Annotated in this window: 11 protein-coding genes and 1 pseudogene; 5 read left to right on the top strand and 7 right to left on the bottom strand. The window is 67.1% G+C overall.

The genetic code is table 11. The features are described 5' to 3' along the window. Nucleotides 1-39: 39 nt before the first annotated feature. Nucleotides 40-1017, bottom strand: coding sequence for a LysR family transcriptional regulator (locus QU44_RS03045; protein ID WP_081987827.1), 978 nt, complete (start codon nucleotides 1015-1017; stop codon nucleotides 40-42). Between the two features lie 134 nt (nucleotides 1018-1151). On the opposite strand from QU44_RS03045, the gene QU44_RS03040 reads away from it, so the two are divergent. The 3 genes from QU44_RS03040 to QU44_RS03030 are packed head-to-tail and all read left to right on the top strand — an operon-like array spanning nucleotide 1152 to nucleotide 2180. After that, nucleotides 1152-1589, top strand: a complete 438-nt coding sequence (locus QU44_RS03040) for a hypothetical protein (protein ID WP_156140893.1) — start codon at nucleotides 1152-1154, stop codon at nucleotides 1587-1589. Beyond that, entirely contained in the window at nucleotides 1586-1978 is a 393-nt protein-coding gene (locus tag QU44_RS03035) for a hypothetical protein (RefSeq protein ID WP_033919990.1), read from the top strand. Before QU44_RS03040 ends, QU44_RS03035 begins: the two co-directional genes overlap by 4 nt. Then, entirely contained in the window at nucleotides 1965-2180 is a 216-nt protein-coding gene (locus QU44_RS03030) for a hypothetical protein (RefSeq protein ID WP_033919989.1), read from the top strand. The genes QU44_RS03035 and QU44_RS03030 overlap by 14 nt, the downstream gene beginning before the upstream one ends. Before the next feature lie 27 nt (nucleotides 2181-2207). Here QU44_RS03030 and trpC read toward each other — a convergent pair whose 3' ends face one another. From trpC to QU44_RS03015, 3 genes and pseudogenes are all read right to left on the bottom strand, one after another. Further along, a complete protein-coding gene (gene trpC, locus QU44_RS03025; protein WP_033919988.1) occupies nucleotides 2208-2990 on the bottom strand; it encodes an indole-3-glycerol phosphate synthase TrpC in 783 nt (260 codons plus the stop codon). Then, entirely contained in the window at nucleotides 2987-3973 is a 987-nt protein-coding gene (trpD, locus tag QU44_RS03020) for an anthranilate phosphoribosyltransferase (protein WP_033919987.1), read from the bottom strand. The genes trpC and trpD overlap by 4 nt, the downstream gene beginning before the upstream one ends. Before the next feature lie 110 nt (nucleotides 3974-4083). Next, nucleotides 4084-4647: pseudogene (locus tag QU44_RS03015) on the bottom strand (anthranilate synthase component II); the annotation flags it as partial. A 106-nt stretch (nucleotides 4648-4753) separates the two neighbouring features. Here QU44_RS03015 and QU44_RS03010 point away from each other — a divergent pair. Further along, complete coding sequence (locus tag QU44_RS03010; protein WP_033920041.1) at nucleotides 4754-5158, top strand: hypothetical protein; 405 nt, start codon at nucleotides 4754-4756, stop codon at nucleotides 5156-5158. Nucleotides 5159-5201: 43 nt separating this feature from the next. Here the strand turns inward: QU44_RS03010 and QU44_RS03005 are convergent, their stop codons facing one another. Both QU44_RS03005 and QU44_RS03000 read right to left on the bottom strand, forming a co-directional pair. Beyond that, on the bottom strand, nucleotides 5202-6635 hold the full coding sequence (locus QU44_RS03005) for an anthranilate synthase component I family protein (protein WP_081987838.1): 1434 nt from the start codon (nucleotides 6633-6635) through the stop codon (nucleotides 5202-5204). A gap of 50 nt (nucleotides 6636-6685) precedes the next feature. Further along, a complete protein-coding gene (locus tag QU44_RS03000; protein WP_033919985.1) occupies nucleotides 6686-8617 on the bottom strand; it encodes a peptidylprolyl isomerase in 1932 nt (643 codons plus the stop codon). Between the two features lie 131 nt (nucleotides 8618-8748). On the opposite strand from QU44_RS03000, the gene tpiA reads away from it, so the two are divergent. Continuing rightward, a complete protein-coding gene (gene tpiA, locus QU44_RS02995; RefSeq protein ID WP_033919984.1) occupies nucleotides 8749-9498 on the top strand; it encodes a triose-phosphate isomerase in 750 nt (249 codons plus the stop codon). A 384-nt stretch (nucleotides 9499-9882) separates the two neighbouring features. On the opposite strand, the gene QU44_RS02990 is transcribed toward tpiA, so the two are convergent. Next, nucleotides 9883-11268, bottom strand: coding sequence for a leucyl aminopeptidase family protein (locus QU44_RS02990; RefSeq protein ID WP_033919982.1), 1386 nt, complete (start codon nucleotides 11266-11268; stop codon nucleotides 9883-9885). Nucleotides 11269-11307: the final 39 nt, after the last annotated feature.

Below are 11307 nucleotides of genomic sequence, written 5' to 3'. Positions count from 1 at the left end.
AGCGTGCCGCAGGCGGGATGCGAATGTCAAATCAATCCACTAGGCGATGGGCGTCGAGACCGGGACCGGGTTCGCGCTTCCCGGATGATCTACCATTGGGCCGGGGGCGTGGATGTTGCCCTCGGTCATGGCGCGGGCGGCGCGTTCGATCTGGGTGCCCATTGCCACGAATTGTTCGGACAGCGTGGTCGAGCGGCGCCAGGCCAGCGCGATCGAGCGATAGGCGTCCCAGCCAGCGACCTTTACGATCGCTAGCCCCGACAGGCCGCCGACGTCCGATGCCAGATACAGCGAGGGCAGGATCGCCGCGCCCAGGCCGCTGGCGGCCATCTGGTGCAGGCTGTCGAGGCTAGTGCCCTCGTAATCCGCCGCCAGCCGCATGCCGAATTTCTCGACGATCCGGCTGACCTGGCGGTGATAATGGTGGCGCTCGTCGATCGACAATACCGCAAGGTCGACCAACTGGCTGGCGGTCACCCGATCCTGCCGGGCCAGCGGATGATCCTTTGCCACCACCAGATGCAGGCTTTCGCGGAACAGCGGTTCGATGTGGAACAGCGTATCCTGGATCGGCAGCGGCCCCAGATACAGGTCGATCTGCCCTTTCGACAGGTCGCTGGCCAGATGATTGGGGATGCCTTCGCGCACATGGATGCGAAGCTCGGGCAGCACCTGGTGCAATTCGGCGATCACCGGCGACAGCAGATATGGCCCCAGCGTCGGCGTGGTGCCGAGGCGGATCGTGCCCGAAATCCGGCTGCCGGCGCGGCGCGCGACATGCGCCAGCTCGCCCATGTCGCGCAGGATGGTGCGGGCGCGCTCGACGATTTCGCGGCCCGGCGGGGTCGGCCATGCGCCGTTGGACGATCGTTCGAGTAGGGGTACGCCGAAATACGCCTCGAGCGTGCGGATCTGCTGGCTGAGCGTGGGTTGCGACACGTTGAGCGTCGCCGCTGCCTTGGCGAACGAGCCGGTGTCGGCGATCGTGACCAGATATTCGAGCTGCCGTATTTTCATAGGGCAGCGCTATAGCGGTAAGCTATCGAAAAACGCCATAGCTTTCGATTGGAGCTATCTCATTCCCGGTGATACTTATCATCCAGGGAAAGGGCTTCCTGAAGAAAGCCCGTCAGGTGGTGGAGCCAGTTGCAATGTTCGTCATGCCTCCGCTGGCTGATCTGACAAGACCGACGATACGACCGAACCTGCCGTCGCAACATTGCCATGCCACCGATGACGGGTGGCTGACTCATGCGACGATCATCTTGCCCGCCGGGCATGGGTTTTCAGCGCATGCATGCATGGCGCTGACTCGCCAGCCATCGTCGATGATCGTCCTTCGCCGCGAAACCGGCGGACGGCTGACCCGCGACATGGTGCTGGAGGGACAGTTTTGGTCGCGGTCGAAATGGATCGGCCATTGGCTCATCCGGCTGGATGCGCTGCGGGCAGGGGTGGGGCGTACCACTGCACTGGTCCTGGACGGGGACATCGACCCCGAACAGGCCAGCAACCTCCGGATGCTGTGCGATCAGGGCGCGCACATGCACACGGCCCCAACATATGACCCTGAAGGAGAGATGCGATGAGCTTTGCATTGGCCGCACTTGCGCTTCTGGGCACCGACGCGATGTCGATCGTGGTCGAAAACAAGACCGGGCGCACCTTCGCGCTGAGCGTGATCGACCTTCCCGGCCATTATGAGCCCACCAAAGAGGCCGATGTCGTGCCGGCGTCGTCGGTGCGAATCGCCAGCCGCAAGGGCAAGATCCTGATCCCGCATCCCGAAATCGAGGCCGAAGCGGTGCATCTGCACTTCGCCGATTCGATGGGCAATGGCTGCGTCTTTCGCGTCGGTGCCGCCGATCATTCGTCGACCTGGAAGCTGTTGAAGCCCAATGCCCAAAGCATGGGCGACGCAGTGTGCGAAGCACGTACCGGTCGCACGATCGGGCATTTTATCTATGTTGCCCGATGATGGCGTTTTGCCGGCCTCCACGCTGTTCCCGCCCGAGTTGATCCGCACGATCCGCGATGCGGCTGAGCCTAATGCCAAAGCGATCCTGACGATGGCGCGGCATTTTCGGCGGGACTTGTCGCCGGTATTGGCAGGCGCTTTGTCGCCGCGGATGGCAGCGTGCCTTGGCTATCGCAGCTTGAAGGGCAGCGATCGCTGCTGAAACCGCAGCGATCGGGGTGCCGCTTGTTTACCCCACCAGCGCACGGGTTGCGGCTTCGACATCGGCCTGGCGCATCAGCGCTTCGCCGACGAGGAAGCAGCGTATGCCCTCGGCAGCCATCGCGTCCAGGTCGGCGCGGGCGGTGAGGCCGCTTTCGGCGACGAAGGTGTAGCCCGGCGGGGCCGAATGGACGAGTTCGTAAGTCCGCTGGAAATCGACGGTAAAGTCCTTGAGATTGCGGTTGTTCACGCCGATCAGTTGCGATCGCAGCCGCAGCGCGCGGGTCATTTCGTCGGCATCATGGACTTCCACCAGGACGTCCATGCCGCGTTCGATCGCGGCGGCCTCGATCTCGGCCATCGCGCCGTCGTCGAGCGCGGCGACGATGATGAGGATGGCATCGGCCCCCAGCGCGCGCGATTCGGCGACTTGCCAGGGGTCGACCATGAAATCCTTGCGCAATACCGGCAGCGGGCAGGCGGCGCGCGCGGCGACCAGATAATCGTCATGCCCCTGAAAGCCCGGTTCGTCGGTGAGCACCGACAGGCAGGCCGCTCCGCCGGCGGCATAGGCGCGGGCATGCGCGGGGGGATCGAAATCGGCACGGATCAGCCCCTTTGACGGGCTGGCCTTCTTGATTTCGGCGATCAGCGCATAGCCAGTCGCCGCCTTGGCATCGAGTGCGGCACGAAAGCCGCGCGGCGCGGTCTGGATGGCGGCGCGCGCGTCGAGATCGGCGATGCTCGCGCGGGTGCGGCGGGCGGCGACGTCGATCCGCTTGGCGGCAAGAATATCGTCGAGCATGGTCATACGCGGTCGATCCAGCGAGTGAGGAGGGTAGCGGCGCGCGCGCTGTCAATTGCTTCGGCGGCGCGCGCGGCACCATCGGGCAGGGTTTCGACCTTGCCCGCGAGCATCAGCGCGGCGGCGGCGTTGAGCAGCACCGCGTCGCGATAGGCACCTGGCGCACCGGCCAGCAATGCGCGCAGGGCATCGGCGTTTTCGGGAGCCTCGCCGCCGCGAATGGCGGCGAGCGGATGGCGGGCCAGCCCGGCATCTTCGGGGGTGATACATTCGGGCAGCGCGGCGTTGCCGACATTCACCACCACGCTGGGGCCGGCGCAGGACAGTTCGTCGAGCGAATCCTGCCCTGCGACCACGGCGGCGGCCTCGATCCCCAACAGCCCCAGCGCACCGGCATAGACCGGCGCATAATCCGGACGGGCGATGCCGATAAGCTGCCGGCGAACGCCGGCGGGATTGGCGAGCGGCCCCATCAGGTTGAAGATCGTGCGACGCGCGATCCGGCGGCGCACCGGGGCGAGCCGCTTCAATGCGGGGTGATGGTTGGCGGCGAAGAGGAAGGCAATGCCGAGTTCATCGAGCGTCGCCTGCGCGCTGGCGGTGGCGCGATCGAGGTTCAGCCCGAGGGCTTCGAGCGTGTCGGCGGCCCCCGCCTTTGACGAAGCGGCGCGGTTGCCGTGCTTGGCGACGGGAACGCCGCATGCCGCGACGACGAGCGCGACGGCGGTCGATACGTTGAGCGTGTGATGCCCGTCACCGCCGGTGCCGCAGACATCGATCGCGCCATCGGGGGCAGCGACGGGGATCATCCTCTCGCGTAGCGCGCGCGCGGCCTCGGCGATCTCGATACTGGTCTCACCGCGCTCGCTGAGGCCGATGAGGAAGGTTTCGATTTCGGGCTCGGGCACGCGGGCGTCGAGGATGTCGGCGAAGGCGGTAGCGGCGGATTGGTGGGAAAGGGGAGCGTGGGGATCGGGGAGCACGCTCAAATCCCCTTCCCACTTGTGGGAGGGGTTAGGGGAGGGGGTGTCGGCGAACGGTCGGGCAGCGAAGAAGTCCCACCCCCGACCCCTCCCGCGAGCGGGAGGGGGGAAGAAAGTAGGCCGGCTTCGCGCAGGAAGTTTGCCAGCATCGCATGGCCATGTTCGGTGGCGATGCTTTCGGGGTGGAATTGCACGCTGTGGATCGGCAGCGTGGTATGGCGAAAGGCCATGACGCTGCCGTCGGCGGCGGTTGCGTTCACCACCAGATCGCCCGGCACATCGGTGACGATCAACGAATGATAGCGGGTCGCGGTAAAGGGCGAGGGCAGCCCTGCGAACATGCCGGTGCCGTCATGTTCAACCGGGCAGGTCTTGCCGTGCATCAGCCCGCCGCGCACCACCTTGCCGCCGAAATGCTGGCCGATCGCCTGGTGGCCGAGGCACACGCCGAGCAGCGGCTTGCCCAGGTCGGCGCAGGCCGCGACCAGGTCCAGGCTGATCCCGGCTTCATTGGGGGTGCAGGGGCCAGGCGAGATCAGGAAAGCCTGCGCGTTGGTGGCGATCGCTTCGCGCACGCTGAGCGCGTCGTTGCGTTCGACTCGCACCTCGACCCCCAGTTCCATCAGATAATGGACCAGGTTCCAGGTGAAGCTGTCGTAATTGTCGATGACGAGGATCATGGATGTCCACTTAACGCGATTGCCCGGCGGCGCAATCGGTGGGCTTTCGTTCAGCTATCCGCAACCTTGGACGCGCAAGGGTCGTTTCGCATGCATGGAGATTTCAATGAACCGCTGGATATTGCTCGCCGCCGTGATGATGGCCCCGTTGCCGGCGCTGGCGCAGGAGGCGCGTGAGCCGGGGCGGCCGCCGCAGCGTATCCGCAATGTCCAACTGGTAGGCGATGAAAAATGCCCGCCGGCGGTGGGCGACGAGATCGTGGTGTGCGGACTGCTCGACCCCAGCGAAGTGTACCGCATCCCTGAGGAATTGCGCGAAACGCCGGCCAATCCCGCCAATACCGCCTGGGCGGTGCGCGCCGAACAGATGATGGAGGATAATCGCGCCGGGCTGCCCGATAGCTGTTCGCCGGTGGGCACCGGCGGCCAGAGCGGCTGTACCGCGCAGTTCCTGAACAATTGGCGCGCGCAACAGCGCGAGCAGCAGCGGCGCGATAATCTGGTGCCGTGACCGCTTTGCGTCATTCCCGTCGTCGCGGGAATGACGCGGTAGGCTATTGGCCGAACCCGGCCTCGCCCGCCCGCGCCACTGCCTCGCGGGCGGCGGCGAAGAGCGCGCCCGATTTGGCTTCGCATTCGCGTTGTTCCGACGCGGGGTCGCTGTCGGCGACGATGCCGGCCCCTGCCTGAACGTGCATGACGCCGTCCTTCACCAGCGCGGTACGCAGGACGATGCAGCTATCCATCGATCCGTCGGGCGAGAAATAGCCTACGCCGCCGGCATAGGCACCGCGTGCCTCGGGCTCCAATTCGGCGATGATCTGGCAGGCGCGAACCTTGGGCGCGCCGCTGACGGTGCCCGCCGGGAAGCCAGCGAATAGCGCGTCGATCGCGTCAGCATCGTCGCGCAACGTGCCGACGACGTTCGAGACGATGTGCATGACATGGCTGTAGAATTCGACGGTGTAGCTGTCGGTGACGCGGACGCTGCCCGCGCTGGCGACTCGCCCGGTGTCGTTGCGGCCCAGATCAAGCAGCATCAGATGTTCGGCACGCTCCTTGGGATCGGCGAGCAGACTGGTGCGGTTGGCTTCGTCCTCTTGGGCGTTCTTGCCGCGCGGGCGGGTGCCGGCGATCGGGCGGATCGTCACCTCGCCATCGCGGACGCGCACCAGGATTTCGGGGCTCGAACCGGTCAGCGCGAAGCCGGGCAGATCGAGGTGATAGAGGAAGGGCGACGGGTTGATCCGCCGCAGCGCGCGATAGAGTTCGATCGGCGGGAGCGCGAAGGGCGCGGTGAAGCGCTGCGCCAGCACCACCTGAAAAATGTCGCCAGCCGCGATATATTCCTTCGCCTGCGCGACCATCGCGGCATAGGCACCCGGCGCGAGCACCGGGGTCGGCTCGACGGGCGGGGCGTCGCTGCGCGGGGCAGGTGGCAGCGGGGCGTTGGCGAGCCGGGCCGACACGGCGTCGATCCGATCGCAAGCGGCGTCGACATCGCCCTCGGGCCAGACCGGCGCGACGACGAACAGCGCGTCGGCCAGGCGATCGAACACCAGGATGACGGTGGGGCGGACGAAGATCATGTCGGGAATGTCGACCGCACGCGCATCGGGGCGCGGCAGGTTTTCGACCAGGCCGATCGTCTCATAGCCGAAATAGCCGACCAGACAGGCAAGCGCGCGCGGCAGTTCGGGCGGCACATCGGCGCGGCAGGCGGCGACCAGCGCGCGCAGCGATTCGAGCGTGGGGGTGTCGCACGGGGCAAAGGCTTCGCGATCGGTCAGCCAGTCGCGGTTGATTTCGGCGGCATGGCCGGCGGCGCGAAACACCAGATCGGGGGCAAGACCGATCAGGCTGTGCCGCCCGCGCACCGCGCCACCCTCGACCGATTCGAGCAGGAAATCGCCGCGCCCCGGCTCGATCAGTTTGAGCGCGGCGGCGACGGGGGTTTCGGTGTCGGCGAGCTGGCGACGCCACACCATCGCCGCGCGGCCATCGGCTAGCGCGGCGCGGGCGGCCTCGACGCCTTCGATCACTCGCCGCTGCCGGTGAGGGTGGTGCGCAGCCGCGTGATTGCGGCTTCGTCGCGCTTTACCCCGACGGCGGCACGCGAGGCGGCGGTGAATTGCTGGACATACTCGCGGCCAATGACGCTGCCCAGGCCCTGGCGGGTCGCATTGATCGCGTTGGTGTTGCCCTTGGCATCGCCGCGTTCGATGCTGGTCACGGACACCACGAAAAAGCCTTCACGACCCGGGGCTTCGAGCAATTTGGCGGTGCCCTGCTTCATGCTGAACATCAGCGCGACCGGCGGCGGCAGTTGCTCGCGGCGCGCGGCGAGATCGGCGCGGGAGACGTTGATCGACTGGACTTCGGGGCCGTTGACCCCGGCGGTGCGAACCGCCTGGGGCAAAGCGGTGCCGCGATTGACGTTCTGGATCACCGCCATCGCCTGACGGCGCGCGGCCTGTTGCGCCTGATCGCGCTGCCAGTCGGCAACGACTCGGTCGCGAATCTGCGCCAGCGGGCGCGGCGCGGCGGCCACGACCCGCTCGAGCCCGACGACCGCGAAGGTGCCGTCCTCGCCAAGCTGCACCAATTGCGGCGAATCGCCCTGTTCGGCGGCGAAGCCTGCCTCGAACAGGCGCGCGAATCGCGGATCGGGGCGCTGGTCGGGGGCGTCGGGGTTGATGCCGCTGGCGATGACCGGCGCGGTGCGCTGCGCCTGCAGCTTGGTGTCGCCCATCAGTTCGTCGAAGGTCGCGCCGTCATTGATGCCGGTGTCGAGCTTTTCCTGAATCGCGGTGAGTGCTTCGAGCGCCTTGCGCTTGCGGATTTCGGTGACGAGTTCGTCGCGCACCGACGCCAGCGGGCGACCCGCCGACTGCGACACCCCGGCAACGCGGATGACGTGCCAGCCAAAGGGCGAGCGCACCGGCCCGGCGACGCTGCCGTCATTGGCGGCGAAGGCGGCGTCGGCGACAGCGGCGGCACTGCGGCCGGCGACATCGGATTTGGAAACATCGGCGAGCGTCGTCGCTTCGAGCCCGGCGGCGCGGGCTGCGACCTCGACCGAGGTGCCGCCACGTACTGCCTGGGCGATACGGTTGGCGGCGGCCTGATCGGCGACGATCACCTGTTGCAGCGTGCGCGTGGCGCTGGGGGCGTAGCGATCACCGGCGGCGCGATAGGCCTCGGCGATTTCGGCGTCGCTCACCTGCGCGGTGGCGGCGAATTGCTCAGGCGTGACGACGGCGTAGCGCAGCACCCGCCGCTGCGGCACGTTGTAGCGTGCGCGGTTGGTGGCGTAGAATTTGGCAACGACTTCGTCCGATGGTGCGGCGATGCCGGCGGTGCTGGCGGGAACCAGCGCGATCTGACCCGCGCGCTTTTCGAGCAGCAGCGAAGCGTAAGGCGTCGCCAGCTGCGCCGACACCTGGCTTGCGCCCTGGGTGGGGGCGAGCAGCCACTGGGCATAGAGTTCGCGGCGGATGTCGTCGCGCAGATCGGTCTGGCTGATCCGCTGTGCCGACAGCGCGCGTTCGTAGTTCACCTGGCTGAACTTGCCGTCAAAGCCCTGAAACGCAGGGATGCTGGCGATCTGGCCGTCGATCAGCGCCTTTGACGCGACCATGCCCGAGCTTTGCGCGAACTGGTCGAGCGCCAGGCCGTTGACGGTACGGTCGATCACGCTTTCCAGCCCGCCCTGCGCGATGAAGGCGTTGATGTCGACATTCTGCTGCTGCTGGCGCAGCGCATCGAGCGCGAGGCGGGTGCGCTGCTGCAATTCGGTGTCGGTGACTGCGGCGTCGCCGACTTCGACCACCGTCGCGCCCGAGCCGCCGGTGGGGGCGACGTTCGAGATGTCGCTCAGCCCGAAGGCGAGCGCGATGACCGCGAGCACGCCGAGTGTGACGATCACACCGATGCGCGATTTGGTGATGCGCCGAAAGAAGCTGAGCATGAAGGACCGATCGCTGTGACGGAAGATAGAGCGGGGTGCTTTAGGGCGGTCGGCGCGCGCCATCAAGCTTGTGCCGCGTCGCCCAATTGCTATCGCTTCCGCAACCACAGACAAAATCCCGGGGGAACGACATGACGCGGCGCAAGATGGTGGCGGGCAACTGGAAGATGCACGGGATGTGGGCCGATCTGGCCGAGGTGGAGGCGATTGCCGCCGCCGTCGCGGCCAATCCCCAGGTCGACGTGGCGCTGGCGCTGCCCGCGACGCTGATCGGGCCGGCGGCGGTCTATGCCGGCGCGCTGGCGATCGGCGGGCAGGATTGCCATGCCAACCCCAGCGGCGCGCACACCGGCTGCCTGTCGGCAGGCATGCTGCGCGAGGCAGGTGCGACGACGGTGATCGTCGGCCATAGCGAACGGCGCACCGACCAGAACGAGACCAGCCAGGATGCCTGGGCCAAGGCCGAAGCCGCGCGCGCGGCTGGGCTGAAGGTGATCCTGTGCTGCGGCGAGACCGAGGCCGAACGCGATGCCGGGCGCGCCGAGCGAGTCGTACAGGCGCAGATCGAGAAATCGGTGCCCGAGGACGCGACCGGCGACTGGTTCACGCTCGCCTACGAACCGCGCTGGGCGATCGGCACCGGGCGGACGCCGACGCCGGAGGAGATCGCATCGATCCACGCGATCGCGCGCGCCAAGATGCGGCAATTGGTGGGCGACGCGGCGAGCGGCATCCGTATCCTCTATGGCGGATCGGTGACCGGCGCGAACGCCGCCAGCATCCTTGCGACCCCCGAAGTCGATGGTGCGCTGGTCGGCGGGGCAAGCCTGACCGCCGCGAAGTTCGTGCCGATCATCGAAGCTGCGGCAGCGGCGGCGTGAACCGGCGCGCTTGGCTTGCGGGCGCGGGAGGGCGCGACCGTGCCGGTGGTGGTTCGGTGCTGGTGGCGGGTTAAAGCCCTCTCCCGCTTGCGGGAGAGGGTTGGGTGAGGGCCTGTTTCCTTATCTGCCCGGTCGCAAAAAGAGCCCTCACCGCTGCGACTAGTGGATTGATTTTGACATTCGCATCCCGCCTGCGGCACGCTCTCGCTGCGAATATCAAAATCATAAAATCCACTAGAATCACATAATTGCTAGTGGTCCTGGAGATTCTGACATTTGCTCCTGACTGAGCCGAAGGGGGTAGCAAATGTCAGAATCGGACCACTAGGGGCCGCAAGGGCGACCCCAAGTCTCGCACCCTCTCCCGCAGGCGGGAGAGGGTGGTCAGGGGTACCTTGCCTTCAGCATCGCCCAGGCAGCGCGCAGGGCGTAGGCGTCGCCGCCTTTGGGGCGACCGGGTTTGGCGACCGGACGCCAGGCGAATACGTCGAGATGCGCCCAGGCGGTGTCGGCGGGGACGAATTTTCGCAGGAACAAAGCGGCGGTGATCGCGCCCGCCATGCCGCCATCGGGGGCGTTGACCATGTCGGCGATGTCCGATTTCAGCATCTCGTCATAGGCATCCCATAACGGCAGCCGCCACATCGGATCGGCCTGTGCCACCCCCGCCGCCAGCAGCGCTTCGGCCAGCGCCTCATTCCCGGTGAACAATGGCGGCAGATCGGGGCCGAGCGCCACCCGCGCCGCGCCGGTGAGGGTGGCGAAATCGAGGATCAACTCGGGACTTTCCTCGCCCGCGCGGGTTAGCGCGTCGGCCAGGATCAGCCGCCCTTCGGCATCGGTGTTGGTATTTTCCACCGTCAGCCCCTTGCGGCTGGGCAATACATCGCCGGGGCGAAAGGCGTTGCCCGCAATCGCATTTTCAACCGCCGGGATCAGCAGATGCAGGCGGACGGGCAGGCGGCCCTGCATCACCAGTTCGGCCAGCGCCAGCGCGTGCGCCGCGCCGCCCATGTCCTTCTTCATCAGCCGCATGCCCGACGACGGCTTGATGTCTAGCCCACCCGAATCGAAGCACACACCCTTGCCGATTATCGCGACACGCGGCGCATCGGGGCGGCCCCAGGTGAGTTCGATCATGCGCGGTTCGCGGCCCCGGCTCGCCGCTTGGCCAACGATATGCACCATCGGAAAGCCGCGTTCGAGGTCGCTGCCCTTGGTCACGGCGAGCGTCGCGCCATGCGCCTTTGCCAGCGCGGCGGCGTGCGATTCGAGTTCGGCGGGGCCAAGATCCGCAGCGCCAGTGTTGACCAGATCGCGCACCGTCGCGGTGGCACGGGCGATTCGCAGCGTTTCGTCGATACGGGCGGGCTCGCCGGTTAGCAGCACGCGCGCGCCGGTGGGCGGGTCGCTGCGATAGCGATCGAACTGATATTGGCCGAGCAGCCAGCCGAGCATCGCGACGCCGGGTTCATGACCCTCGACGCGATACACGCCCTCGGGCAATGTTTCAGCGAGCCGCGCCAGGCACCAGGGCGACAGCGATTGGGTGTTGGCGACGATCGTGACGACCGACCAGCTTTCGGGCGCATCGCCGGGCAGGATCGCGCTGGCATAGCCCGTCGGCTTCATGCGGTGGGCGGCGATGGCGGCGCGGTGGCGCGGCGGCTGGCGGTTGAGCCAGTCGTCATAACCCGCGGGATCGACCAGGTGGATGCTGTGGGCGGGCTGGCCGCGATCGGGGGCGAGGCAGGGGGTGAAATCGGTCATCGGCCCAGAGGGTAGTCATGCACCGCCCAGACTACCAGC

Source organism: Sphingomonas sp. 37zxx (assembly GCF_000786205.1).
Lineage (GTDB): Bacteria > Pseudomonadota > Alphaproteobacteria > Sphingomonadales > Sphingomonadaceae > Sphingomonas.
This window is presented reverse-complemented; position numbering and strand designations above follow the sequence as displayed.